This window comes from Pantoea sp. Seng (genome assembly GCF_009829935.1).
Classification (GTDB): Bacteria; Pseudomonadota; Gammaproteobacteria; order Enterobacterales; family Enterobacteriaceae; genus Pantoea; species Pantoea communis.
In genome coordinates, this window is sequence record NZ_SZZV01000007.1 from 83,836 (window position 1) to 108,698 (window position 24,863).

Below are 24,863 nucleotides of genomic sequence, written 5' to 3' on the forward strand. Positions count from 1 at the left end.
GCGCGCGATGAAAGTAGCCGGTAAAGGCCCCGCATTACTTCGATTAAACAACCTTAAGCGCGTGATGACGCAACTGCGTAGCACACGTATTACTTCCCGCCAGGATATCGCGCTGGCGCTGCAGCTGAGTAAAAACACCGTATCCCTGATTGTGGATGATTTGCTGGCGCAGGGCCTGATTCACGAACTCGGCCCGGTGAGCGTGGCAGCGGCTGGACGCCCAAAAATCGAAATTTCGCTACGCGCGGAAAAGCTAAAAAGCGCCGGCATCATGGTGGAGCGCAACGCCATTCACTGGCGCGTCTGTGATTATTTCTCGCAGGTGATTGCGGAACAGACCTGGCAAACGGCGACCGCCGATCCTGAGCAGCTGCTGCGTGAGCTGGAGGAAGTGTGCCAGACCTTGCACGCCGCGCATCCTGAACTGCTGGGCATCGCCGTAGGCTTTCCCGGCATTATCGATCCACAGCGCGGCAGGGTGCACTTTTCCGCCCATCTTGGCTGGCAGGATGTCGATGTTTTGACGCCGCTGGTCAGCGCCTGCCGTTTGCCGCTGCGCATTATGCATAACGTCAAAGCCGCTGCGCTGCTCTCGGTGGAGCAACTCGATCTGGATAGAGCACAAAGCCATTTTTATCTGCGTATCGGTGAAGGGGTTGGCGGTGCGCTGGTGGAACAGGGCGAAGTGTTTGTCGGCAGCAGCTGGACCGCCGGGGAGATTGGTCATTTGCAGGTGCAACCGAAAGGGTTGCGTTGTAGCTGTGGACGTTCAGGCTGCCTGGAAACGCTGATCAGTCAGCCCGCGATTCAACAACAGTTGGGGCAGCGTAAAGCAGGACTGCGCTGGCAGAATGCCGCCAGTGAACCGCAGATCGTGAGTGAAGTGATGGCGTTAACCGGTCAACATTTGGGCCACGCCCTGAGCCATGTGATGCAGCTGGTGAACCCGGCGAGCATCATTATTGATGGGCCGTGGAATACGCATCCTGCCTTTATCCAGGCGGTTGAAGAAACGGCGCAGGCCAGCACGCTGGCCTTCACCTTCTCCCACACGCAGCTGCATTTCCTGCCGCAGCGTATTGATCCTGCCAACGGTTTGGCGCTGGCGGTGATTGAGCAATATGAGCGCGCCATCTCTTAGGCGCGCTTCATCACATTAATGCCGTGGAATATCAAATGACTCGCTGGATTTGGTCGTTGAGGTGCTCTGTGGCAAATCAGCCTCAACGTTAAACTTCTCCAGCACCAACCCATGAATTTTCTCCAGCGACACGCCCGCGGTCTCTGGCAGGTAGCGGAAGGTAAAGAAGTACATTCCCAGAGAGAAAATCGCGAACAGCAGCAGAGGGAAACCACCGTGGAACAGATCCAGCAGCATCGGGCTGCTGTTCATGATCGGGAAAGTACTGCTGATCACAAAGTTCGCCAGCGACATGGCACAGATGGAAATCCCGACGCAGATCGAACGAATTTCGGTAGGGAAGATTTCGCCCAGCACGGTCCAGACAATCTGGCCCCAGGTCATGCCAAAGAAAATCATATAGGCAAACAGACCCACCACCGCCAGCATACCCGGCAGGTGATAATAGAACGCGATGAACGAGTAAGCGAGGCAGATGCAGGAGGTGATGGCCCCCAGCAGCAGCAGCTTACGGCGGCCAATTTTATCAATCACCATCATGCCCGCCAGCACGCCAATAAACTGACAAATCGACAGCCAGAAGGTCTGCAGCAACGCCGAATCGGTGCTGCCCGCCACGTTCTTCAGCAGCGTCGGACCGAAGTACTGAATGACGTTAATGCCGCTGATCTGGTTACCGACCGCCAGACCGATACCGATGATCAGCAACGGAATGGTGGTTTTATCCAGGCGCAGGCGCGATTTATGTTGGTGTGCGGTTTTGTCTGAGAATGAGTGTTTGATTTCATTGAACACGCTCTCGGCATGCTCGCGGTTGGAAATTTTGGTCAGCGTATCCAGCGCTTCATCGTATTTGCCCTTGAGCACATTCCAGCGCGGAGATTCCGGGATAAAGGCGATGAAGAAGATGAACAGTGCACAAGGCACCAGTGCAGTAGCCAGAATATAACGCCAGCCCATGTTAATCATCACCTCGGGCAGCGTCGATTTGGTGATGAAGTAGTTGGTCAGTAACACCACCGATTGTCCACCGACACAGCATACCGCATAGAGTGCAGTGGTACGGCCGCGAAACTTCGAGGGCGACAGTTCCGCGAGGTAAATCGGCGAAATCACCGAGGCGAGGCCAATCGCCAGCCCACCAATGATGCGGAACAGCACAAACACCGTGAAGTTGTGGGCGATGGCGGTGCCGATCACCGAAACGGTGAACAGCAACGCGGTAATGGCGAGCGATTTTTTGCGTCCGAGTTTGTCGCTCAGTCGCGGGGCAATAAAGCAGCCCACTAAGCTACCCAGCAGAATGTTGGAAACGGCCCAGCCGGTTTCTGCGGGGGTTAACTGGAAATATTCACTTAAAGGTTCGATTGCACCGGAGATAATTGAAGAGTCATAGCCCATTAGCAGTCCGCCAAATGCCGCGACGGTACAGCAGAGTATGACGTACTTCATGTTGTAGCGTTTTTGCCTGGTATCCATTGTTATAGCCCCTTGTCTCTACGGCCTGAACGTTACGTGTTCAGAAAGAGGAGTGGTGTAGGTTATCGATGTTCAGCGTTTTTCACTCAAGGTCATCGCGTTGGAATATATGTTCTAAATGATGGTTTTTGGATCATTTTTTCCAGAAAGTGTGAACGACGTTGCGAAAATTGCTGATGGCAATATTCACGGTAGGGCCATATTTGGCTGAAATGATAGGTTTTTTATCAGAGGCGAGAGGCGTGATATGACTATTCTTGTTTTTTCTTGCAACGGTGTGAAATTTTTATTCTGTAATGTGACGCTGATTTCTCTCTCTGAGGGAGGTTAAGCGTAGGTTTCATTTTTTTCCGGGCAACGGGCATAATACGTTGATTGACAGGCCATCTTTGCGGACGTCGCAATGAAAACGCAGCGCATCACTCTGGACGATATTGCTACCCTGGCGGGCGTCACCAAAATGACGGTAAGCCGTTATTTACGTACCCCGGAAAAGGTTAAAACGGAAACGGCGGAGAAAATCGCCAGCGTCATGGCTGAAATCGGCTACGTCCCCGATAGCGACAACACCACCGCAACCAAACAGAGTCAGCCACGCATCGGCGTGCTGGTTCCTTCGTTTAACAACCAAATCTTTGCCGATCTGCTGGCGGGCATTGAGTCGGTCACCAGTGCGCACGGCTATCAGACGCTGGTGGTCAATTACGACTACAACGCCCAGCGTGAAGAGGAGCAGATCGCTACCGTGCTGGCGTTTAACATCAAAGGGCTGATCCTCACCGAATCCGTGCACACGGTGCGCGCCGAGAAATACCTCAATGCCGCCAATATTCCGGTGGCGGAAGTGATGGGGCTGACGGAAGCCAGCGGGCGGATAAACGTCGGTTTTGATAACTATCGCGCCGGTTACGATATGACCTCGATGCTGCTGGCCAGCGGCAAACAGCGCGTCATCTATTTTGGTTCGATGTCCGATCGCCGCGATGAGCAGCGCTATGCGGGTTATCGTGATGCGGTAGAAGCGGCGGGCTTCCCGGCGGGAAGAATTGTGCCGAACAAGGTCTCTTCAGTATCGATTGGTACGGGCATGATGACGCTGGCACGCCAGCTCTATCCGGAAATGGACGCGATTCTCTGCACCAATGATGATTTAGCTGTCGGCGTATTGCAGGAGTGTCAGGCAGCCGGAATTGCCGTGCCGCAGACGATGGCGATTGCCGGTTTTCACGGGCTGGAGATTGGCCAGGCCACCACGCCGCGTTTAGCCAGCGTGATCACGCCACGTTTTGAGATGGGTAAAGTCGCCACCGAGATTGTGCTGAAGAAGATTAACCAGCAGCCGACTATTGAACAGGTCAATCTGCATTATCGACTCTCGATGGGAGCGACTATCTAAATACGACAAACCCCCTTCAGGTTACCCGGATGGGGGTTTTTTAATGGCCTGACTATTCAGTCAAACGGGTCAATCACGCGCGGTGGTGGTTGGTGGCGTAATCGATGGCTGAGCGTGATGCGCTCGTTTCAGGAAACGACTCTCCAGCAAATTCCACGAGGTGTAAGCCAGCGCGAGCGTAATCACGATGGTCAATCCCAGCCCCAGGAAGGCATTGGTATCGAACACGCCGAAATGTTGCAGGACCTGAATGATCGGCCAGTGGTAAAGATACATGCCATAGGAAAGATCGCCGTACTGACTGATTTTGATCTCTTTGCACAGATTGGTGCAGAACAGAATCACCACGGAAGAGAACGCTACTGGCTCGACAATAAAGGCATAATCGGTCGACTTAAACAGCAGGAACACCACCAGAGAAATAATCGTAATCTCTTTCAGGCGATCAAAGGTCGGTTGGTGCACCGCCAACAGGCTACCAAAGAAGAAGTAAGATGAGAGTGCGACAAACTGCTTCGCTAAAGTATCGGCTTTCGGACCGGTGTACACCGAAGTGAAGTAGAAGAACCAGGCGCATGAGATAACGAAGATCGCGCCCCACACTTTAAGAGGGTTTTTCTTCATCATTGGAACAATCAATGGCAGCAGGACATACAGCGTCAACTCAGCTTTGATGGTCCACAGCGATCCATCCATCGGCTGATTCGGGTTGTTGGTGAACACGCCGGGCAACGACGCCTGAATGAAGTTTAGGAAAGAGAAGTTAGCGACGAGATACTTGATAGTTTCTTTATTTTTCAGGAAATCCATCAGCGGTAGCGTCGTAAGGCACATCCCAATCACAAAGCACAGAATGATGACAAATATATAAGCCGGCAAGATACGTTGCGCACGCTTAATAAAATAGGACGTGAGTGATTTGCTTCTTAAGTAACTTTTTGCAATAAGAAAACCACTTATTGCGAAAAAACCTTTTACTGCAAAGTCACTATTTAGGAAGTGATCGAGAAAACGAATGTCGACGTTTCTGGTTACTTCTGCGCTATGCACCAGCATCACGATAAAAGCGAGAGAGAATCGGACGATGTCAAAATTGTTTTTTTCGTTCATATTTGCGTTCTTTCATTGAGTGACGTCGCGCCAGAAAAATCAGGGGAAAACAGGTATCGCTCTAATAAGAAAACTCCGAACTCTGCTGGCGCAGATATGAGCCTATTAGAGGTTTAAAAAAATCAAAAAGCAAGCAATGACCAGGGCCATAAAAACATTCAGACTTTCCTTATGCGTCCATCAGTTTTATCTGAGATTAAAAGAAAAAACGCTAACCAGAGGTTAGCGTTTTGGCGGCTTAGCGGAATATCTTAAAGGTATGCGAAACTTCATAACCGGTAATCGACTGTTTGCTTGAAATGGTATTGTAGTATAGATAATAGAGCACCATTAACACCGTCACGCCAACAGCGAGCAGTTTTTTCAATTTTTTGGTTTCCCAGATACACAGGGAAATAAGCACCGGTTCAACTTGCAGCAGGAAGTTCGCTAAACGACCGCCTGATGCATAATCCTGCAGCGCCATCCTCAGTCCCGCACCAAGCGCGAAGGTAATGACCAGGATGTAATAAGTATTAAACTTTACCGGATCGAAGTTTTTGATTCGGTCACTCAGCAGCATAAAGCTGAAGATAAACACAAAGCCAATATTCTTCAGGTTTGATAGGGTAAAAATCCCCTGATCCTGCGTTGATTCCTGATTAGCGTAGCCCATGGCCCTGTCACCTAATCCGCCCAGATGACTGGATAGCAGTGCGATCAGCGCTGAACTCCCCATAAAGGCGAGAGGTAAACTGGCGACGACAATGATAATAGGAATGTATTTGTTTTTCCTGACAATCATCGCCATCGGAATCAGGAGAGCAACAATCCCTGTGGCGTGACTGATGAAGGAAAGAATAAAGGTGGTTATTATCCCGGATTTACTACGACGGGACATGTGATAAACAAAGCCCATTAAGAAGGCGGAACATAAGCCAAATCGAATCTGGTTCATGTCTTTGTTGATAAATAAGTGCGCGGAGTAGACTGCTAAGGCGACAATTGGCAACGGTGTCAGTTTACGGAAATACCATGCGTTAACGCACACGGCAATCACAGTAAAGACATACATAAAGATATCGGGGTTAGCAGTAAATATACGCGTTAATCCCGCAATCGCATATATCGCCGGTTCGTAACGGAATTCATCCGCGGTGCGCCAGAATCCTTCAATAGTAATTTTATCGACGAAATGAACAAAGAAATCACGATACTGGAAATCATCGAGTCCCGTACCCAGACCACGAATGCCGCCGAAAGTAAAAAGCACTACAACGGCAACAAAATAAACGTATGATCTGATTTGTGCTGTGTTTTCATTTTTACTTAACATGACTTCGACGAGAGCGACAAAAGTCAGGCTAAGACTTATGATCCAGTAAATTCCCATGGTCACAGATTCTTATAGTTTAAAATTTACTTATAACATATGGCCTTGTTGCCGTAAACATGAGAAAAGTCTAATTTTTTCTGGCCCGGTATTATACTGAATGCAGGCAGGGGATATTATTTGTTACTTTACTCAGGCTATTCATTTAATTTGGTTCTCTCTGGGGTAAGTGTTGCGCTGCAAAGCTTGAGGTTTTCAATCGGCTTTGCCATTTGTCACTGTTTTTATTCAGGATTTGGAGCCATCGAGATGAAGTTACCTCAATCAACTGCTCTTCTTTTTCTTCTGTATCTTCCAGCTGCGTTTGCCAATAAGGAAATTCCTATCTGGCCAAATGAAGTGTCAGTAAATAATAAATTTATTAATTTCAGTAAAAACCCGGACATCAATAATCGTGCTGTCACAAATGTCGATTCTCCAGAAATGATTTATGTTCCTCCAGCGGGAAAGAATAATCACTCTGCTGTGCTAATCATTCCTGGTGGGGGTTTTTCTTATATAATGCAGGACGCTGAAGGGCTGGATGTCGCAAAAGTGTTGAGCCAGAAAGGTTATTCCTCATTTGTTTTAATTTATCGAATGCCGCACGGTGGTTCAGAGGTTAACCGTAATAATGCATTTTCTGATGCACAACGAGCCATGCGCATGATTCGCGGCAATGCGGCGAATTATCATATCGCTGGCGACCAGATTGGCGTGATGGGCTTTTCAGCTGGTGCCTTCCTTGCTGCCAACCTAAGCAACAATGCGGATGCCACCAATTATTCCGCAGTAGATAAGCTGGATCAGATTCCGGCACGACCAGATTTTAGCGCCCTGATCTATCCGGTGCTGTCGTTAAAAGATGGCGTGACGCATGTCGGTACCCGCACGGCGATGTACGGCAAGGATATCAGCGAGGCGGTGATCGATCAGAATTCACAGGAAAACCGCGTCAGCGACAAAACTCCCCCGACCTTCCTGGCACAGGCGCTGGATGATGGCACCGCCTCCCCCAGAAACTCCTTACTGATGTTCGACGCGCTACGTAAAAACAAGGTGAAGGTCGAGATGCATCTTTTCCAGCAGGGCGGCCATGGTTTTGGTACCGGCGAGAAAAAGAATATCCCCGCCAAAAACTGGCTGACCCTGTTTAGTGACTGGCAGGCGACTCTGGTGAAGCCATAGCGAAAAGGCGGGATAAATTGTTGCTGCCGGGCGGCTTTGGTAAAGTGTCGTGAACTTTAGAGGAATGATCCATGCCCCGCGACAACCGAATGTCCCGCTCACTGCACGCCTTAATTCATCTTGATCGGCACGTTAAACGCGCCACTTCGGAAGCGATGGCGAAGATGTTGGGCACCAATCCGGTGGTGGTACGCCGCATGATGTCTGGCCTGCGCGAAAAAGGCTATGTGGTCTCGGAGAAGGGGCACGGCGGCGGTTGGGAGCTGCGGGTGGAACTCAGCGCGATTACGCTACTGGATGTGTATCAGGCGATTGGGTCGCCAGCGCTGTTCAGTATCGGGCCTGCTGCCGATCCTTCGCCGTGTTTAGTTGAACATGCGGTCGATGAGCGTCTGGATCAGGCGCTCCATGAAGCGGAAGTGCTGCTGCTTCAACGCTTTAGCCACATCACCGTGGCTGATATTGCCGATGATTACCTCAAGAAAATGGCAAAACTGGGGCTGGAATCTGAGCCCCATCCGCTGTGCAGTGAATAACCTCAATCCTGCTTCTGCAAAGTGATCTGCGCATTGTGCTTCATCACATGCGTGGTGACCGCTGCCTGGAACACTTTGAACATCAAACCGTTGATAAAGGTGGTCAGGGTTATGGTAATGAACGCTGTCATCACCCAATCAATGAGTGCCATATCGCTGTGCAATAGCGCAGGGCGATAAATCACCATGCCCGCGAGCACCGTCCAATGGCTCATGCAGTAAAAGCAGTGGAACAGATGGCCGAGCTGCGCGTGCTTTTTGGCGGTCCACGCGCGTAAGCCAGCAAACAACTCGGTTTGCGTGAGGGTCATCGCGATACTGGCCGCTGCCAGAGCTATCGCGACACAAGTTCCCACGTCTGAAGTCATCCAACTATTCATACATCCTCCTGGCAGGCATTTTTCATGTAACTTACAATATTACATGATGATGTAAGCTGCAAGCGTCGGGTCAGAACGACAGCCATTAAAGTTTGGCGAGATATCGTTATTTATTGGCTTTAACGCTAAACATAGCCAGCTGAGGCTTTTTTATAATGTTGCTGACTTTTTAATCCGCCATCAGGAGGAAAGATGGATATTCAGGCAGCTTGTATGCATCAACTGATGCTCTGGATCGAAGACAATATTGAACAGCGACTGACGCTGGAGACGGTGGCGCGGCGTGCGGGCTATTCGCAGTGGCATCTGCAACGCATGTTCCGCCACCATAATGGTATCGCGCTGGGCAGCTATATTCGCGAGCGTAAACTCACGGCATCGGCGATTGCGCTGATGAACGGTCACATGCCGTTGATGGAGATTGCGATTAAGTATGGCTTTGAGTCGCAGCAGACATGGTGCCGCACCTTCCGCCGCATGTACGATATGCCGCCCGGCGCGTTTCGGCGCAAATATCATCACAGCCTGCCAGCGATCGATGGGCCTACGAGTCTTCTGATACTGCAACCGCAGACGCGTCAGGCGGCGTAAAGTATTTGCCGGGCGTGGAACCAAAGGCGCTGCGGAAGGCGCTGATGTAACTGCTCACGCTATCAAAACCGACCTGCCACGCTACCTGCTGCACACTTTTGCCGTCGGCCAGTCCTTCCAGTGATTTCAACAGTCGCGACACCTGGCGATAGCGCGAGAGGCTCATGCCCACTGCGCTGGCCCAATGACGGCTAAGGCTACGTGGACTCAACCCCGCCCACTGTGCCAGCTCGGGGCCAGTGCGGGTATCCGCCGGATTATCCATCAACAAGCGCGCAATCTGCCGCAGACGCGGCTCTTCGGGGAGTGGCAGCGTCAGCGCATGCTCGGTGGACTCATACAGCTCATCAAGAAACACATCGCATAACCGATTGTAACGATCGCTGCCCCAGCTATCCGGCGACAAATTTGCCAGCCGCTCAGCCAGCGGTTCCAGCACCGAAGGGCAGGAGAGTAGCACCGGATGTTTTGGCAGCGGTGCCGTCAGCGCTTCATCCACCAACACCGTCCAGCCGAGCACGCGACCTGGCCCGATAATCGCGTGTTCGAAGTGTGGCGGAATCCACCCCACCAGGCGCGGCGGATTGGCGAAGATGCCCGAGGGCGTGTTGACCGTCATCATCCCTTGCTTCAGACAGTAAAGTTGTCCGGCGGCATGTCTATGGGTGCGGCTTTCGCGATCAAGCTGTTTCGATAATGACGCCGCAATCACTTTGGGTGCATTGGGTTGCAGCAGTTTTTTGCGCAGCTCATCCGCACGCGGATCGCCGGAGAAGGTCAGGTTGTCGGTGGGATGGATGAGCATGGGTGATTCCGCAATAGCCAGCGTGAAAGACAGTATAGAATCATGAACAAGCTGATTTTTAAACAGAGCTCAGTTGTTCGGTTTTACCGAATAAATGCATTGTGCAGGTGAGGTAAAGAGATTGGAACAAGTGGCGGAGAAGAGTGCAGAAGTAAAGTGCCAACCTTGCTCTACATCCTCAGGCTGAAATTTTCCAACTTGTAATGATGACTTACAGGTTGCCTAAGCCAATCATTTAGAAATGAGTAACAGTAAGAGGAAGGTGGCGGAAGATCACAGGAGTCGAACCTGCCCGGGACCGCTGGCGGCCCCAACCGGATTTGAAATCCGGCCGCCTCACCGGAGACGACGATCTTCCTTTGAAGATGCCGCGCAATTATAGCGACAACCCAGCGCAAAATCTTGATCTTAGCCGTGCGCTACAGCACGTTCTCACGCTCTGATATGAAGCGTCGCCGCGCAGAGGTGATTAAATTCTCCACCTAAGGCTACAGTTATGATTTCTCACTGCATCAGGAGCTGAACATGGTTATCGGGATCGATTTAGGCACCTCTGGCGTCAAAGTGGTGTTGCTGGATGCGCAAGGGCAGGTTGTCGCGGTGGAGAGCGCGCCATTGCAGGTATCGCGTCCGCAGCCGTTGTGGAGTGAGCAGGATCCCGAAAGCTGGTGGAGTGCCACGGACAAGGCGATGCAGGCGCTGGCGCAGCAGCACGATCTCAGCGGCGTGAAGGCCATTGGTCTGAGCGGTCAGATGCACGGCGCCACGCTATTGGACGCTGAGCACCAGATACTGCGTCCGGCGATTCTGTGGAACGACGGGCGCAGCAGTGAGCAGTGTCGGGAACTGGAGCAGCGCGTACCGGATTCGCGCCAGATTACCGGCAACCTGATGATGCCCGGTTTCACTGCACCCAAATTGTTATGGGTGCAGCAGCACGAACCCGGTGTGTTTAAACGAGTGGCGAAAGTCCTGCTGCCCAAAGATTACCTGCGCTGGCGGATGAGCGGTGACTTCGCCAGCGACATGTCCGATGCAGCCGGCACGATGTGGCTGGATGTGGCGAAGCGTGACTGGAGTGATGCCCTGCTCAGCGCTTGCGATCTCAACCGCAGCCAGATGCCTGCGCTTTATGAAGGCAATCAGATCACTGGCACTTTGTCGCCTGAAGTCGCCGCACGCTGGAAGATGAATGCCGTGCCGATCGTCGCGGGCGGCGGCGATAACGCCGCGGGCGCGGTGGGTGTCGGCATGGTGGCGCCGGGTCAGGGCATGTTGTCGCTTGGCACATCCGGCGTCTACTTCCTGGTCAGCGACGGCTATCTCAGCAATCCGCAGCAAGCGGTGCACAGTTTTTGCCATGCGTTACCCAACCGCTGGCATTTGATGTCGGTGATGCTGAGTGCCGCATCCTGCCTTGACTGGGCAGCCACATTAACCGGCTGTAAAGACGTGCCTGAGCTGCTGGCGGAAGCGGAAAAAGCCAGCAGTGAAGCCGCACCGATTTTATTTTTGCCATATCTGTCCGGTGAGCGCACCCCGCACAACAATCCACAGGCACAAGGCGTATTTTTTGGTTTGACCCATCAGCATGGCCGTCCTGAACTGGCGCGCGCGGTGCTGGAAGGCGTGGGCTTTGCGCTGGCAGAAGGCATGGACGCGGTGCATAAGTGCGGGGTGCAGCCGCAAACCGTGATGCTGATCGGCGGCGGCGCGCGCAGTGCGCACTGGCGGCAAATGCTGGCGGATATCAGTGGATTAACGCTGGATTATTGCCACGGCGGTGAGGTAGGGCCAGCTCTTGGTGCTGCACGTCTGGCGCAATGGGCGATTGATCCGCAGAGCGAGTGGCCCGCGCCAGAGTTGGTGCAGCGGCATCAGCCCGATGCGGCTCATCATCAGGCTTATCAGCCGCAGCGTGAGAAGTTTGCGCAGTTGTATCAGCATCTCAAACCGCTGATGTCCTGATTCGGTTAAGTGATGGCCGGATTGGGTCGTGGTTTTTATATTTATTCCGCTATGATGGGCGAATCAGGTTAGTTCCTTATGGCCTGAATTGTCCTTAGCACGCTCCCTTCACCGGAGGGAAAGACATCCAGAGAGGCTGAGGCAGCAGCAATGTTACGTTAACCCTCGAACAGTTCTCTGCCACGCAGAGGCTGAGGGAAACACATCACCTACCCTGGAGCCTTTAATGCCGCAGCCCGTCTATTTTCTGGTTCTTCCTGGCGTGATGGCGCTCGATCTCACTGGTCCGGCGGAAACGCTGCAACTGGCGGATGGCTTTTTTGCTCTGCACTACATTGGCCCGCAAGCCAGCGTGCGCTGCTCCACCAGCATGACGATCGCGGATATTGCGCCACTTCCCGAGCAGCTACCCGATAACAGCCTGCTGGTGGTGCCCGGCGTGTATGACTCCAAAGTCTGGTTCGATACGGCACCTGCCGCCGCCGCGCGCGACTGGCTCCGCTCGCAGCAGTCCGCCATCCAGTCTAAACGCATCACATTAGTCTGCATCTGTTCCGGTGCACTGCTCTCGGCGCAGGCCGGATTGCTAAATGGTGTGCAATGCACCACTCACCACGATGTGTTACCGCGCCTGAAAGCCGCCGCACCGGAAGCGTTAGTGAAGGATAACCGCGTGTTTGTGGAAGATCATGGCATATGGACCAGCGCGGGTATCACGGCGGGCATCGATCTGGCGCTGCATTTGATCAACCGGCTTTGCGGCGCACCGCAGGCGCTGAAGGTGGCGCGGGAAATGGTGGTGTGGTTCCGGCGTTCGGGTGACGATCCCCAGCTCTCGCCGTGGCTGCGCTATCGCAATCACCTGCATCCGGCGATTCACCGGGCGCAGGACGTGATGATCGCCCATCCCGAGCATGACTGGTCACTGACCGCGCTGGCCGAGCGCGCGCATGTCAGCGAGCGTCATCTCACGCGCCTGTTCCGCCAGCATCTCGGCATCAGCGTGCGGGAATACCATGAACAGCTGCGTTTGGTAATTGCGCGCCAGCGCCAGCAACAGGGCGAAGCGGCGGAGAAAGCTGCTCTGGCGGCCGGGTTCTCCTCGGCACGCCAGTTGCGTCGCGCGCATCAGCGCTGGGACGATCAGCTCACCAGATGATGTTTATCTACGCGTTTGAGCAGCATCGCTAGCAGCAAACTGCCGATCAGCGTGATGCCAAATACCCACGGCAGATCGAGCCACGGACGTGACATATCGTCGTAATGTTTGGTGCGCAGATAGTGGATAAACAGCGCGTGAAAGCCATATATCGGCAGTGAATAGCGCGAAATCGTCGCCAGTATCGGCAGTGTGCGGCTGCTCAGCACATTCTTGAACAGCACCAGCAAGCTGATGGCGGCGATAAACACCAGCGGACCGCAGTAAAGATACCAGGTGTCGTTGAATGCGCCGTTGATTTTTAGCATCTGTTTGGTGCCGAGCGTAATGCCAATCCAGCAGGCGATAAAGCCCAATCCCGCCAGCCAGCTGATGCCGCGCTTATCGGTGTCCATGCAACCAATCGCCCGCCCCAGCAGCGCGTACAGCAGGTAGTAAATGCTGTCGCCGCTGACGTAAAGATTCACCGGCAACCAATGAAACGGCCCCAGCGACTGGCTCACGGTGTTGGGATTGGCCAGCACCGCCAGCACCACGACCAGCAATGCGACGTAGCGCGGCTGCACGCTTTTCACCTGAATCAATGGCGACAGCAGGTAGATGCCGATAATGGCGAAGAAAAACCACAGGTGATAGAACACCGGTTTTTGCAGCAGTTTTAGCAGCGAACGACCTTCGCTAATCGGCGTCAGCCAGGTGATGTAGGCCAGCGCCACCGCGCTGTAGAACAATAAACACAGTACGATGCGCAGCAGATGTCGCCCTTGCGCGCTGCGTTCGCCAAAGAACAGATAGCCTGAAATCATAAAGAACAGCGGCACACAGACGCGCGACGCGGAGTTGAGCAGGTTCGCCACATCCCAGCTAATACCCGTGACGGCCATCGGGCCGGTGATATACCAGGTGGTGGTGTGAATGACGATCACCATCAGGCAGGCAACCGCACGTAAGTTGTCGATCCAGTGTATTTTTTGCGACATGGCTTCCTCGTCGGCAATACGTCCGTGCGAAGAAGGGTAGTCACAGCGTGATGCGTCAACAACCTTTGGGACTGAAATTCGGATCACTCTGTTACGGGTGACACTGCCTGGTCGCAGCGTGAGGACAGCCCGGCAATAGCCGTGGTGCTTTGGCTTGCACGCCAGCATGCTCATTCAAATGAAAAATGCGGCCACGTTTAACCGTGGCCGCTTTGGCGAATAAAACGGATGAACCTCAGGCGATAAATCGCGTCGCGACCAAGAGTGTGCTGAACAATGGATTAATCACGCATCCGGTGTTTGCCTGGCGGTGGCTTAATCGCGGACGAGGAACTTCTCGATTACCGCTTCGTTCGGCTCTACGCCCAGACCTGGCTCACTCGGTAACCAGGCGTAACCGTCGGCGATGCGCACCGGTTTTTTCGCCAGCGAGCGACTGATCTCACCTGGCTCCACGCAATACTCCATCACCAGCGCGTTCTCAATCGCACACAGGAAATGCAGCGAGGCGGCGGTGTTGATGTCGGTGGTGAAGTTGTGGTTACACACTTTTCGACCACGGCTGTGCGCGTAGCTGGCGATCTCCATCGCCTGGGTAAAGCCGGTGCGTGTCAGATCGATCTGCACGATGTCGATACCGCCTTCATCAATCAGGCGCTGGAAGCCAACCACCGAACACTCTTGCTCACCGGCGGCGATGTGCTGCTGGCAGGCGGCAGACACCTGGCCGTAACCGGCGTAGTTATCCGGGTGCAGCGGCTCTTCGATCCAGAACAGGTTGAGATGTTCATAACGCTGGCTGCGGCGCACGGTGGTCTTCGCATCCCAGACGTGGCCGACATCCAGCATCAGATCCACGCTGTCGCCCATCGCGGTGCGCAGCGCTTCCAGATAGCGCAGATCCAGCGCTTCATCGGTGCCAAACGGCTCCCAGCCAAACTTCACGCCAGTGTGGCCAGTATCGATGGCGTGCTGCGCGCGCGCCACCGTCTCTTCGACGCTGTACTGGAACATGTTGGAGGAGTAAACGCGCATCTTGTCGCGCATCGCACCGCCCAGCAGTTCAACAATCGGTTTGCCCAGCGCTTTGCCTTTGATGTCCCACAGGGCGATATCAATGCCCGCCATCGCCTGCAGCACGGCACCGTTGCGTCCGTAATAGATGGTGGCTTTGTGCATCTTCTTCCACAAACGGCCGGTCTCCAGCGGGTTCTCGCCGATCAGCAGCGATTTCAGTCCGGTGACCATGGTGTGCGAATAGGGTGCTTCGATAATGGCTTTGGTGACATACGGGCTGCCATCCACTTCACCCCAACCGGTGATGCCCGCATCGGTGGTGATTTTGATAAGCAGTGCATCCTGCGAGCTATCGGTGCGCTGCTCAATAACCGGCAGACGCAGATAAAACGCTTCAACGTTGGTGATCTTCATCGTGGTTTTCCTGGTGTAAAGGCAATCAATAAAGCATCAGCCCACAGCGGAACGCTGCTGTCGGCGCTGCGTAATCAAGGTCTCGTAATCCACATCCAGTGCCTGAATGCGGATGTGGTTTTCAATTTCATCGGTCATCTGCGCGATATCGCCCTCGGCGAACACGTTGATCAGTCGCTGGTGCTCTTCAATGATGTCGCTCATCGATTTGCCCATGGTGGAGAGGCCAAAAATCACCGTCAGCTGGCGCGCAATTGACTCCCACAAATTGCTCAATACCGGGTTGTGGGCGAAGCTGCACAGCGTGCGATGGAAATCGGTGTCCGCCGAGGCAAAGCCATACACATCATCGTTTTGCATCATGGTTTGCATCTGTGCCACGCCCTGATACAGCAGAGTGAGCTGTTCAGCGCCGTTGCGTCCGGCTTCAATCGCACGGCGACAGGCCAATGTTTCCAGTGGGATGCGCACATCAATAATCTGCTCCAGCCGCTGATGGGAAATCTCCATCAAACGGATGCCTTTATACGGCTCGCTGGTGACGATGCCCTGGCTTTCAAGAATGCGCAGCGCTTCACGGATCGGCACGCGGCTCATGCCGAGTTTTGCCACCAGATCCGGTTCGGCAATACGGTCGCCGGGTAAAATCAATCCGCGCGAGGCGGCGCTGAGAATCGCATCGACGGCGTGATCGACCAGCGTGCGCGGACGCGCAGCTTGCCAGTTGCCGTCTGAAGCGGCTTCCTGCGCCAGCGGTGCGCTGCTTTTACGGCTTGGGGTGGATGATTTTCCTGCCATGGTGATTGTCCTGTTTATACCTGCCGGGTCACGAACTGACCAAAGCCGGGTTCAACCTGCATCTGGTCATCCTGGAATACCGTGACACCACGAATAAGTGTGCGCACCACTTTACCCTGACAGCGGATGCCTTCAAATGCGCTCCACTTGCCGAGTCCCTGGAATTTTTCCCCCTCCACGATCCAGCTCTGCTGCGCATCGATAAACACCAAGTCGGCATCGAAGCCGGGTGCAATAGCGCCTTTTTTGCCCCACAGCTGGAAGGCTTTAGCCGGGCCGCTGGCGGTCATGCGGGCAAATTCCGTAAGGGCCAGACCACGATCGATATGCGACGCGCTGAAGAACATCGGGCTTAATGTCTCAACACCGGTTAGCCCCATACCGGCGTCCCAGATGCTGGCTTCACCGGCTTGTTTCTGTGCCGGGGTGTAGGGGCAGTGGTCAGAGGCGATCATGTCGACGTCGCCGCGCAGCAGCACCTGCCAGAGCGCATCCACCACCGGACGTGGGCGGATCGGCGGGCCACAGCGCGCATTCGGTCCAATGCGCACCAGATCGTCTTCATCCAGAATCAGATAGTGCGGACAGGTTTCGAAACTGGCGCGCACCTTACTTTTGGCGGCGACGATGGTTTCGGCGGCACGCGCGGAGCTGACGTGCACGATGTGGCAGCGCGCGCCGGTCTCTTCCGCCACCGCCAAAACGCGACCCACGGCTTCGATTTCGGCGATTTCTGGCCCGGCCAGCGCATGCGCGCGGGTATCTTTGCGTCCAGCGCGGCGCAGTTCGCTGCCGGCACCGATCAGAATGTCGTGGTTCTCAGCGTGGACGCCAATCAAACCGTCAAAGGTGGCCAGTTCACGCATCGCACGCAGCAAGCCATCATCGTCGAGGCGCGGTAAGCCTTTCTCGTCAGTGGCTTCACCATTGGGCGCGCCGCTACACAGGAACGCTTTGAACGCCAGTGCGCCCGCCTGATCCAGCGCCGCTAACTCGTGCACATTGCGGCCATCCAGTCCGGCCCACATGGCGTAATCCACCGAGCAGTTGTCCGCCAGCCAGCGCTGCTTGGCGGTGAAGTTAGCGAGGCTGGTGGCGGGCGGCAGTGAGTGCGGCATCTCAACGATGGTGGTGACGCCGTGCGCAGCCGCACCACGCGTGCCTTGGCGCAGCTCCTGTTCAGGGAAATCGTGCGAGCCGGTGAAATGGGTATGCACATCAATCGCGCCGGGTACGATGATTAGCCCCTGCGCATCAATGATCTCATCGACGCCGTCAGCGAGGGCACCCGGCATCAGCAGGCCGCTGATTTTGCCATTCTCAATCAGCACATCGGCGGGCGCGGCGCGGGTTTCGGTCACTACCAGGCCGTTGATAATTAATTGTTTCATCACTCTGCTCCTGCTTGCGTCACCAGTGCGCGATAGGGCACTGGCTGAGAAGGATCCAGCCAGCCGATGTCGCTCAGCAGTTGGCTGAAGTGGTTAAATTCATCGGCTGGAATCAGGCCGCTGGGCGCGAAGACGTGCGCTTGCTGATACGCGGCTAAACCGGTGATCAGCGCATCAAGCGGATAATCGGGATAACAGTGCTGCACCTGTGCGGCCAGTGTTTCGGCATCATGCGTGGCGATCCACGCCAGTGCCTGTTCGATGGCGCGCGAGAAGGCCGCAAACGCAGCGGCTTTCTCCGTGAGGACATCGGTCCGGGCAATATAGGCGCTCCACGGCACCTTGCCGCACAGCAAAGCGAGGCTGCTGATGCTGCTTAATTGCCCGGCGGCAATCGCCGGTGCCAGCATATGCATGGCGTGCAGCGCGTAATCAGCTTCACCGCTAGCCACAGCCGCGAAATCGCGGGCCTGATCGCCACTACCGGCAATCAGCTCCACCTGATCCAACAAACCATGCTGGGACAGCAGCCAGCGGAAGGTCAGCGTAGCGGTGCCGACATTACCGACATCTAGCACGCGTTTACCGCGCAAATCACTGAGCTGAAAATCGGGCTGAGCCTGCACTGCCGCCAGAAACCACGGATTAGCGGCGACCGAGGCGCAAAAGCACTGCAACTCAGCGCCGTGCTGCTGGTATTGCTTCATCACCACCATCGGTCCGCCCAGCGTGAGATCCGCTTCGCGGTTGAGCACCGCAGGCACTTGTCCGCCCTGCACGGTGTGCCCGCCCGATGCGCTGGTGGTGAAGGTGACCTGCAACTGCTCGGCGGCGAACAAGCCGAGGCTGTCGGCCAAATAGTGGGCGCAGTAATAGATGCGGGATTCGCTGGCATCGCCCTGATTGAAGATTAACGTCTGCATCAGCCACGCACCTCCGTAACAAAACTGCCGTTGAGCGCAGCCATGTCGCTGACGCCGCACCAGTGGCTAATGGCGGTGATTTCATTGATCCAGCCGGAGAGCAGATCGAACACCGCGCTTTCGCCACCTGCTACCAGGGCGCTGATGATCGGTCGCACGCTGAGTGACAGCGAGGCGCCGAGGCAACGTGCCACCACAGCATCGCTGCCGCAGCGCACGCCGCCATCCAGCAGCAGCGGCAGACGAGTGACCGCCTGTAAATCGGCGAGCTGATCGACCGGTGTAGCCCAGCGCGCGCTTTGGCGCAGGCCAATATTCGAGGCGATGATGCCGCTCACACCGAGCTGTGCCGCCGGTGCCGCATCGTCATGATGCAAAATGCCTTTTAGCCACAGCGGCAGTTGACGCGCAGCGCAGTGTGCGGCCACCTCGTCAATTTCCTGCCAGCGCCACACCGGAAAGGCCGGCAAGGGTTCAACGCCCGGTTGCGTGCCGCCGACGGTGTGCCAGCCGCGCTGTTTGAGCGCTTCACCAATTGAGAAGCCGCCTGGCTGTAATCCCGGTACCGGATGCACCGGTGCCAGCACGGTGAGAACGATATTTTTGAATCCGGCTTGTGCAGCCTGATCGATCAAATCTTTGATACGCCCAACATCACCTGCCGCGCGTAGCTGAAGCCAGCAGCGGTCGTACTCCGCGCCAATCTGTTCCAGCGGCGTGACCGTCTCTTCGGAGATCACCAGCGGCAGTTGCAGACGTTTGCAGGCGCGGGCAATCGGCAGCAATCCCTCTTCATGGAAGATGCGATCACCCGCAAAGGCACCGACGCCGAGCGGAGCAGACCAGCTTTGATTGAGGATGGTGATCTGGGTGCTGATCGCCTTATTGCCCTGCAGTACACGCGGCAGCAAGCGAAAACGGCGCAGCGCCTGCTGGTTAGCATCCGGTTCGTCAGCGATCGCATCGGCGGGCTGCCCCTGCATATAGCGGAACAGCGCATCGCCAAGACGTTCACGCGCCGCAAGATCATGCATTGGCATGCTGGGCCTCCGTGGCATTTTCATGTTCGAGGAAGGTGGCAAAAGCCGGCGTTTTGGGATTCTGCAAAATCGCCGGTGGCCCTTCTTCAATCAACGCCCCGTTCTGCAGGAACACCACGCGATCGGCCACGCCCGCCGCGAAGGCAATGTCATGGGTACTGATAATCATGGTGATGCCGGTTTGCGCCAGGCTGCGCATGGTCTGGTTCACTTCACGCACCAGCTCAGGGTCGAGCGCCGAGGTCGGCTCATCGAACAGCAGGATTTGCGGTTCTGCTGCCAGCGCACGGGCGATGCCGACACGCTGTTTCTGCCCGCCGGACAGCTCATGCGGCAGCGAGGCGGCGAAATCCTGCAATCCCACCATCTTCAGGGCACGCATTGCTTTAGCGCGGGCGATTTCGGGTTGGGCACCCTGCACGCGCAGCAGAATACTCATCACGTTTTCCAGCGCGGTAAGGTGATCAAACAGCGCGAAGTGCTGGAACACGATACCAATGCCGGATTTGGCGCGGTTAGCCGGCAGATGGCGGGCAGCCAGTGGGCGGCCGTTTTCATCGCTGCCCATAAAGTGGCCTTCGGTCTGAATGGTGCCGCTGCTGCGTGGCGTCAGCGCCAGAATCGATTTCAACAGGGTACTTTTACCGGAGCCGGAACGACCGAGCAGCACCACGACTTCGCCACGGCGTACAGTCAGCGACAGGGATTTCAGTACCGCTTTACCGGCGTATTCGACGCACAGGTTGTCCACTTCCAGCACCGGCGCGGCCGTTTGCGTATCCCAGCGACGTTTCGGCAACTGCATCGACATCACGTCCGCTTCTGGCGGCAGTTTTGCCATGCGCGCACGGGCACGGCGGGCACGTTCGTCGAGATTATAGAACTTCTCCAGCCACCACTGACCACCCGCCAGCAGCGTAGAGAGAATCAGGTAAATGCCGCCCGAGGCCACCAGTACCGGAATGAACAGGAAGTTCTGCGACACGATGGCCTGGCCGCGCATTGTTAGCTCATTCACGCCTACGACCGATGCCAGCGAGGTAGATTTCAGCAGGCCGACGGTTTCATTGCCCATGGTCGGCAGAATGGCGCGCAGTGCCTGCGGAATCACCACGTGGTTCATCTCTTTGGTGCGCGAATAGCCAAAGGCCTGCGCTGCCATGCTCTGATCGCGATCGGTGGCCATAATGCCGCCGCGAATAATCTCGGCGCAGAAGGCGGTTTCATTAATCATCAACGCCAACAGGGCGCTGGTGAACGGGCTGAAACGCAGGCCGAACTCCGGCAGTACGTTGTAGAGCAGAATCAGTTGCAGCAGCACCGGCGTGCCGCGCAGCAGATAGATGTACGTTTTCACCGGCACACGGATAAACCAGTGCTTTGAGGTGCTGGCCAACGCCAGGAAAAAGCCAATCAGGATGCCGCCCGCTAATGCGCCTACCAGCAGCTGAACAGCGATGACGGCCCCTTCCCACAGGTAAGGGAAGGTCAGGTACTTAAGAAAATCATCCAAGGCGTTATCTCCCTCAATGCGATCGCTTGGGTTGCCCGTGAAGCAGCAACCCAATTGATCCGACTGAGTTTATGCATTAACCACGTGCAACAACCGGGCGTTCAGCCGCGCTGCCCTGACCCCAGTAATCCAGCAATTTCTTCTGCGCACCGCTCTCCTGAATCACCTTCATTGCATCCATCACTGCACTGCGCAGCGTGGTGTTGTCTTTGGCGATGGGGAAGCCAACCATGATCGGCAGGTCAACGGTAAAGCCGCTTTCCAGCGTTTTGTCAGCTTTGGCGATGGCGATGGCGGATCCGGCTTCAGTCAGATAGATGTCGGCGCGACCGCTTTTCACCGCCTGAATACTGTTGTCAGTGTTCTGCACCATCAGCATGCTGACTTCTGGCTTACCCGCGGCGGTGCATTTGGCGCTCTGCTCGGGCACCAACTTGTTGGCTTCGTAAGAACCGGCAGCGGCGGCCACGGTTTTGCCGCACAGGTCATCCACGGTGGTGATTTTCTTTGGATTGCCCTTCGCCAGAATCGAGCCATCCTGCACCTGCATGGAGGCGACAAAAGCGATCTGCTTCAGACGTTCATCGGTGACATACAGCATCGGACCGATATCGGCACGACCGCTGGAGATGGAGGTCAGCAGCACGTTGAACGAACCGGTCTGATAACTGTGTTTTGCCCCAAGGCAGCTGCTGATACGTTCGAACAGCGAAGGATCGAGACCTTCAATAATGCTTGGGTCTTTTTCGGAAGGGGCTTCGAAGCCTTTGGTGTAGCCACCCAGGCCTACCACCAGATCTTTGCCTTTGAGTGACGGGTATTTGGTCTGCAGCGCCTTGCACTGCGCCATCGCCGCAAAATCGCTGGCGGTTGGCGTAATCGGGTCGGTGCTGGCGGCATGGGCGCTGGAAAGGCCTGCTAACAGCGTGCCGGTGATGCCAGAGATCAGTAATGCGATGCGTGCAAATTTCATAATAAGGTTCCCCTGGTGCTGGTGAATGTGTAAGCGATGACCTTGTGTTTTATGAACGTCTTACGGCTTTTATCGGTACTGCGACTTCAATAACCTCTTGCAACATCAACCTGGTTGCGCAGCGGATGGCCACTGCGGAAACGCACCAGGTTATCGATAAACACCTCAAGGCAGCCCTCAAGGTAGGCACTGTGATCGTCCAGACTGCAGTGCGGTGTCATCACCACGCCCGGCGTGCTCCACAGCGCATCGTCTACTGGCAGCGGCTCTTGCGGATAAACATCCAGAACCGCACCGGCCAGTTCACCGGCGCACAGTTTTTCGCGCATCGCGGTGTAGTCGAACACGGCGGCACGGCCGACAATCACGATGCCGGCGCGGGCAGGCAGCAGATCGAGACGGCGACGGTCAAACAACTTGTCTGTCTGGGGCGTGAGCGGCAGCGTTGAGACCAGGACATCCACCTGCGGCAGAACATCGTCCATCGCATCAATGCGAATACAACGCGCTACGTCGGCATCACACTGGCCGCTGCGCGTCACACCAATCACACGGTAGCCCTGCGCGGTCAGCCGTTTCGCCGCTGCGGCACCGATACCGCCGACGCCGAGCAGCAAGACCGTTTTGCCACGCGCGCAGCCGCCGAAGGTGGGGCGCCACAGGCGCTGAGCCTGATCCTGCAGAAAACCCGGAATGCCAAAGTTGAACATCAACGCCGCCATCAGAATGAACTCGGCGCCTTTATCGCCGTGCACGCCGGACGCATTGGTCAGCGTCACGCCCTCCGGCAGATGTGCCAGCCACTGCTCAACGCCGGCGGACATCACCTGCACCCAGCCGAGACGTGGTGCGCTGAAGGTATCGAGCGCCAGCTTGCGTCCGCTCCACAAAATGTCGCTGGTGGCGAGGAAATCTGCGGTATGCGCGGCCTGGCTGTTTTCGCTCAGGGTAAAGTGACCGCGCAGTTGCGCATGGGCATCCAACAGCTGTTGCAGGTGCTGCGGGGTCAGATGTAATGCCTGCGGGGCGCTGGCGTCGTTTTCGATATGAATATGCATCAGCGCATCGCCGTGACTTCCATCTCGACCAGCAGGTCAGGATGGTTGAGTTGAATACCGACGGTGGCGCGCGCCGGGAAGGGGAACTGGAAGAACTCGCTATACGCCGCGTTCATCTCACTGAAGGTGCTGAGGTCGGTGAGATAGATCGTCACGCGCACCACGTTATCGAAGGTCATCTGCGCTTCGCTCAACAGATCGCCGACGTTTTTCAACACCTGACGCGTCTGGCTGGCGATGTCATTGCCCTTGATCTCACCGCTGTAGGGGTCAATCGCCACCTGGCCGGAGATAAACAGCATTGGTTCGTGCAGTACGGCGGCGGAAAGCGGAGCCGGGCCCATTGGGCGGTCACTGGCGTTCATTCCTGGATAAGCAATCGCGGTCTTCATGGTGAAATTCCAAGCAAAACTGTTTCACCGCAATTTCGTATACGATTATACAAGTGTCAATGCGCGATTTTTGACCATCGGGTCGAAAAGGTGATGTCTGTCACGTAATAGGATTTGATTATAGCGTGGTTAATTTTATGAAAAATAAGGGTTAATTGAGGGTGTGACGCACTCGCGGAGGTGTTGGGTTGAATCGTATACGATTTTCTTATCTCAAGGTTTTAATGGCTTAAACCGCGTCAAAATCACCCACTGTCACGCCAGGATTTCCGGCTGCACAATCCGCGGTCAAAGGGGTATACTGTCGCACTCTTTTTTAATCGACCCTTATCGCGTACTCAACATGCAAAAGTTTGATACCAAGACCTTTCAGGGCCTGATCCTGACCTTGCAGGATTACTGGGCGCGTCAGGGCTGCACCATCGTCCAGCCGCTGGACATGGAAGTGGGCGCTGGCACTTCACACCCAATGACCTGCCTGCGCGCCATTGGCCCAGAGCCGATGGCTACCGCCTATGTGCAGCCTTCACGCCGTCCTACCGATGGTCGCTACGGTGAAAACCCGAACCGTTTACAGCACTACTATCAGTTCCAGGTGATGATCAAACCTAACCCGGACAATCTGCAGGAGCTGTACCTGGGTTCACTGCAAGAGCTGGGCCTGGATCCGACCGTACACGATATTCGCTTCGTGGAAGATAACTGGGAAAACCCTACGCTGGGTGCCTGGGGACTGGGTTGGGAAGTGTGGCTCAACGGCATGGAAGTGACGCAGTTCACTTACTTCCAGCAGGTGGGCGGCATGGAGTGTAAGCCAGTGACGGGTGAGATCACTTATGGACTTGAGCGCCTGGCGATGTATATCCAGGGCGTCGACAGTGTTTACGATCTGGTGTGGAGCGACGGCCCATTTGGCCAAACCACCTACGGTGAAGTGTTCCATCAGAACGAAGTCGAACAGTCGACCTACAACTTTGAATACGCGGATGTGGACTTCCTGTTCTCCTGCTTCGAGCAGTACGAGAAAGAAGCGCAGCAGTTGCTGGCGCTGGAAAAACCCCTGCCGTTGCCAGCTTATGAGCGCATCCTGAAAGCGGCACACAGCTTTAACCTGCTGGATGCACGCAAGGCGATCTCGGTAACCGAGCGTCAGCGCTATATCCTGCGTATCCGCACCCTGACGAAAGCCGTGGCAGAAGCCTATTACGCGTCTCGTGAGGCGCTCGGTTTCCCCATGTGCAATAAAAACAAGTAAGAGGC

Annotated in this window: 23 protein-coding genes and 1 tRNA gene; 8 read left to right on the top strand and 16 right to left on the bottom strand. The window is 55.4% G+C overall.

Annotated features, from left to right (window positions below; translation table 11 throughout):
- Positions 1-7: 7 nt before the first annotated feature.
- A complete protein-coding gene (locus FD737_RS09100) occupies positions 8-1,141 on the top strand; it encodes an ROK family protein (protein ID WP_160833322.1) in 1,134 nt (377 codons plus the stop codon).
- A gap of 15 nt (positions 1,142-1,156) precedes the next feature.
- On the opposite strand, the gene FD737_RS09105 is transcribed toward FD737_RS09100, so the two are convergent.
- Positions 1,157-2,620 carry a sugar porter family MFS transporter gene (locus tag FD737_RS09105; RefSeq protein ID WP_097118449.1) on the bottom strand — a complete coding sequence of 488 codons (1,464 nt, stop codon included), beginning with the start codon at positions 2,618-2,620 and terminating at the stop codon, positions 1,157-1,159.
- A 403-nt stretch (positions 2,621-3,023) separates the two neighbouring features.
- Here FD737_RS09105 and FD737_RS09110 point away from each other — a divergent pair, with 403 nt between their 5' ends.
- Positions 3,024-4,016, top strand: a complete 993-nt coding sequence (locus tag FD737_RS09110) for a LacI family DNA-binding transcriptional regulator (protein ID WP_034829964.1) — start codon at positions 3,024-3,026, stop codon at positions 4,014-4,016.
- Positions 4,017-4,085: 69 nt separating this feature from the next.
- On the opposite strand, the gene FD737_RS09115 is transcribed toward FD737_RS09110, so the two are convergent.
- A complete protein-coding gene (locus FD737_RS09115; protein WP_160833323.1) occupies positions 4,086-5,126 on the bottom strand; it encodes an acyltransferase in 1,041 nt (346 codons plus the stop codon).
- A gap of 238 nt (positions 5,127-5,364) precedes the next feature.
- Positions 5,365-6,498, bottom strand: a complete 1,134-nt coding sequence (locus FD737_RS09120) for an EpsG family protein (RefSeq protein ID WP_160833324.1) — start codon at positions 6,496-6,498, stop codon at positions 5,365-5,367.
- Positions 6,499-6,618: 120 nt separating this feature from the next.
- Between FD737_RS09120 and FD737_RS09125 the strand changes: the two genes are divergently transcribed.
- Together FD737_RS09125 and FD737_RS09130 are read left to right on the top strand one after the other, a co-directional pair.
- A complete protein-coding gene (locus tag FD737_RS09125; protein ID WP_237448774.1) occupies positions 6,619-7,665 on the top strand; it encodes an alpha/beta hydrolase in 1,047 nt (348 codons plus the stop codon).
- A 71-nt stretch (positions 7,666-7,736) separates the two neighbouring features.
- A complete protein-coding gene (locus tag FD737_RS09130) occupies positions 7,737-8,201 on the top strand; it encodes an Rrf2 family transcriptional regulator (protein ID WP_034829963.1) in 465 nt (154 codons plus the stop codon).
- Positions 8,202-8,203: 2 nt separating this feature from the next.
- Here FD737_RS09130 and FD737_RS09135 read toward each other — a convergent pair whose 3' ends face one another.
- Positions 8,204-8,581 carry a DUF1360 domain-containing protein gene (locus FD737_RS09135; RefSeq protein WP_202404507.1) on the bottom strand — a complete coding sequence of 126 codons (378 nt, stop codon included), beginning with the start codon at positions 8,579-8,581 and terminating at the stop codon, positions 8,204-8,206.
- A 192-nt stretch (positions 8,582-8,773) separates the two neighbouring features.
- Between FD737_RS09135 and FD737_RS09140 the strand changes: the two genes are divergently transcribed.
- Positions 8,774-9,172: a helix-turn-helix domain-containing protein gene (locus FD737_RS09140; protein WP_160833325.1), complete on the top strand. Its 399-nt coding sequence runs from the start codon at positions 8,774-8,776 to the stop codon at positions 9,170-9,172.
- Here FD737_RS09140 and FD737_RS09145 read toward each other — a convergent pair.
- Both FD737_RS09145 and FD737_RS09150 read right to left on the bottom strand, forming a co-directional pair.
- Positions 9,126-9,977 carry an AraC family transcriptional regulator gene (locus FD737_RS09145; RefSeq protein WP_160833326.1) on the bottom strand — a complete coding sequence of 284 codons (852 nt, stop codon included), beginning with the start codon at positions 9,975-9,977 and terminating at the stop codon, positions 9,126-9,128. The two genes, FD737_RS09140 and FD737_RS09145, sit on opposite strands and share 47 nt — an antisense overlap.
- Before the next feature lie 263 nt (positions 9,978-10,240).
- Positions 10,241-10,335, bottom strand: a tRNA-Sec gene (locus FD737_RS09150).
- Between the two features lie 167 nt (positions 10,336-10,502).
- Here FD737_RS09150 and xylB point away from each other — a divergent pair.
- Both xylB and FD737_RS09160 read left to right on the top strand, forming a co-directional pair.
- On the top strand, positions 10,503-11,945 hold the full coding sequence (gene xylB, locus FD737_RS09155) for a xylulokinase (protein WP_160833327.1): 1,443 nt from the start codon (positions 10,503-10,505) through the stop codon (positions 11,943-11,945).
- A gap of 226 nt (positions 11,946-12,171) precedes the next feature.
- Entirely contained in the window at positions 12,172-13,104 is a 933-nt protein-coding gene (locus FD737_RS09160; protein WP_160833328.1) for a GlxA family transcriptional regulator, read from the top strand.
- On the opposite strand, the gene FD737_RS09165 is transcribed toward FD737_RS09160, so the two are convergent.
- The 10 genes from FD737_RS09165 to FD737_RS09210 form a co-directional block, all read right to left on the bottom strand.
- Positions 13,089-14,084 (bottom strand): acyltransferase, encoded by a 996-nt coding sequence (locus tag FD737_RS09165; RefSeq protein WP_160833329.1) that lies wholly within the window; start codon positions 14,082-14,084, stop codon positions 13,089-13,091. The genes FD737_RS09160 and FD737_RS09165 overlap by 16 nt on opposite strands.
- A gap of 315 nt (positions 14,085-14,399) precedes the next feature.
- A complete protein-coding gene (locus FD737_RS09170; protein WP_160833330.1) occupies positions 14,400-15,515 on the bottom strand; it encodes a mandelate racemase/muconate lactonizing enzyme family protein in 1,116 nt (371 codons plus the stop codon).
- 36 nt (positions 15,516-15,551) lie between these two features.
- Positions 15,552-16,313 carry a GntR family transcriptional regulator gene (locus tag FD737_RS09175; RefSeq protein WP_034829940.1) on the bottom strand — a complete coding sequence of 254 codons (762 nt, stop codon included), beginning with the start codon at positions 16,311-16,313 and terminating at the stop codon, positions 15,552-15,554.
- 14 nt (positions 16,314-16,327) lie between these two features.
- Positions 16,328-17,704 carry a dihydroorotase family protein gene (locus FD737_RS09180; protein ID WP_160833331.1) on the bottom strand — a complete coding sequence of 459 codons (1,377 nt, stop codon included), beginning with the start codon at positions 17,702-17,704 and terminating at the stop codon, positions 16,328-16,330.
- Positions 17,704-18,627, bottom strand: a complete 924-nt coding sequence (locus FD737_RS09185; protein WP_160833332.1) for an ABC transporter substrate-binding protein — start codon at positions 18,625-18,627, stop codon at positions 17,704-17,706. The genes FD737_RS09180 and FD737_RS09185 overlap by 1 nt, the downstream gene beginning before the upstream one ends.
- Positions 18,627-19,667, bottom strand: coding sequence for an alpha-hydroxy acid oxidase (locus tag FD737_RS09190; protein WP_160833333.1), 1,041 nt, complete (start codon positions 19,665-19,667; stop codon positions 18,627-18,629). Before FD737_RS09190 ends, FD737_RS09185 begins: the two co-directional genes overlap by 1 nt.
- Complete coding sequence (locus FD737_RS09195; protein ID WP_160833334.1) at positions 19,654-21,180, bottom strand: amino acid ABC transporter permease/ATP-binding protein; 1,527 nt, start codon at positions 21,178-21,180, stop codon at positions 19,654-19,656. Before FD737_RS09195 ends, FD737_RS09190 begins: the two co-directional genes overlap by 14 nt.
- A 76-nt stretch (positions 21,181-21,256) precedes the next feature.
- Positions 21,257-22,153 (bottom strand): transporter substrate-binding domain-containing protein, encoded by an 897-nt coding sequence (locus tag FD737_RS09200; RefSeq protein WP_034827693.1) that lies wholly within the window; start codon positions 22,151-22,153, stop codon positions 21,257-21,259.
- 86 nt (positions 22,154-22,239) lie between these two features.
- A complete protein-coding gene (locus FD737_RS09205; RefSeq protein ID WP_160833335.1) occupies positions 22,240-23,211 on the bottom strand; it encodes a D-2-hydroxyacid dehydrogenase in 972 nt (323 codons plus the stop codon).
- Positions 23,211-23,603: a RidA family protein gene (locus FD737_RS09210; RefSeq protein ID WP_038643895.1), complete on the bottom strand. Its 393-nt coding sequence runs from the start codon at positions 23,601-23,603 to the stop codon at positions 23,211-23,213. Before FD737_RS09210 ends, FD737_RS09205 begins: the two co-directional genes overlap by 1 nt.
- A 343-nt stretch (positions 23,604-23,946) precedes the next feature.
- Here FD737_RS09210 and glyQ point away from each other — a divergent pair, with 343 nt between their 5' ends.
- Complete coding sequence (gene glyQ, locus FD737_RS09215; RefSeq protein ID WP_034827699.1) at positions 23,947-24,858, top strand: glycine--tRNA ligase subunit alpha; 912 nt, start codon at positions 23,947-23,949, stop codon at positions 24,856-24,858.
- The last annotated feature ends 5 nt before the right edge of the window (positions 24,859-24,863 follow it).

Coding starts and splice junctions, on each gene's coding strand:
- FD737_RS09160 (WP_160833328.1), top strand. CDS start 12,172: ATGCCGCAGCCCGTCTATTTTCTGGTTCTTCCTGGCGTGATGGCGCTC.
- FD737_RS09135 (WP_202404507.1), bottom strand. CDS start 8,581: ATGAATAGTTGGATGACTTCAGACGTGGGAACTTGTGTCGCGATAGCT.
- glyQ (WP_034827699.1), top strand. CDS start 23,947: ATGCAAAAGTTTGATACCAAGACCTTTCAGGGCCTGATCCTGACCTTG.
- FD737_RS09185 (WP_160833332.1), bottom strand. CDS start 18,627: ATGCAGACGTTAATCTTCAATCAGGGCGATGCCAGCGAATCCCGCATC.
- FD737_RS09145 (WP_160833326.1), bottom strand. CDS start 9,977: ATGCTCATCCATCCCACCGACAACCTGACCTTCTCCGGCGATCCGCGT.
- FD737_RS09100 (WP_160833322.1), top strand. CDS start 8: ATGAAAGTAGCCGGTAAAGGCCCCGCATTACTTCGATTAAACAACCTT.
- FD737_RS09115 (WP_160833323.1), bottom strand. CDS start 5,126: ATGAACGAAAAAAACAATTTTGACATCGTCCGATTCTCTCTCGCTTTT.
- FD737_RS09175 (WP_034829940.1), bottom strand. CDS start 16,313: ATGGCAGGAAAATCATCCACCCCAAGCCGTAAAAGCAGCGCACCGCTG.
- FD737_RS09190 (WP_160833333.1), bottom strand. CDS start 19,667: ATGCCAATGCATGATCTTGCGGCGCGTGAACGTCTTGGCGATGCGCTG.
- FD737_RS09210 (WP_038643895.1), bottom strand. CDS start 23,603: ATGAAGACCGCGATTGCTTATCCAGGAATGAACGCCAGTGACCGCCCA.
- FD737_RS09130 (WP_034829963.1), top strand. CDS start 7,737: ATGCCCCGCGACAACCGAATGTCCCGCTCACTGCACGCCTTAATTCAT.
- FD737_RS09205 (WP_160833335.1), bottom strand. CDS start 23,211: ATGCATATTCATATCGAAAACGACGCCAGCGCCCCGCAGGCATTACAT.
- FD737_RS09110 (WP_034829964.1), top strand. CDS start 3,024: ATGAAAACGCAGCGCATCACTCTGGACGATATTGCTACCCTGGCGGGC.
- FD737_RS09140 (WP_160833325.1), top strand. CDS start 8,774: ATGGATATTCAGGCAGCTTGTATGCATCAACTGATGCTCTGGATCGAA.
- FD737_RS09120 (WP_160833324.1), bottom strand. CDS start 6,498: ATGGGAATTTACTGGATCATAAGTCTTAGCCTGACTTTTGTCGCTCTC.
- FD737_RS09165 (WP_160833329.1), bottom strand. CDS start 14,084: ATGTCGCAAAAAATACACTGGATCGACAACTTACGTGCGGTTGCCTGC.
- xylB (WP_160833327.1), top strand. CDS start 10,503: ATGGTTATCGGGATCGATTTAGGCACCTCTGGCGTCAAAGTGGTGTTG.
- FD737_RS09170 (WP_160833330.1), bottom strand. CDS start 15,515: ATGAAGATCACCAACGTTGAAGCGTTTTATCTGCGTCTGCCGGTTATT.
- FD737_RS09105 (WP_097118449.1), bottom strand. CDS start 2,620: ATGGATACCAGGCAAAAACGCTACAACATGAAGTACGTCATACTCTGC.
- FD737_RS09200 (WP_034827693.1), bottom strand. CDS start 22,153: ATGAAATTTGCACGCATCGCATTACTGATCTCTGGCATCACCGGCACG.
- FD737_RS09180 (WP_160833331.1), bottom strand. CDS start 17,704: ATGAAACAATTAATTATCAACGGCCTGGTAGTGACCGAAACCCGCGCC.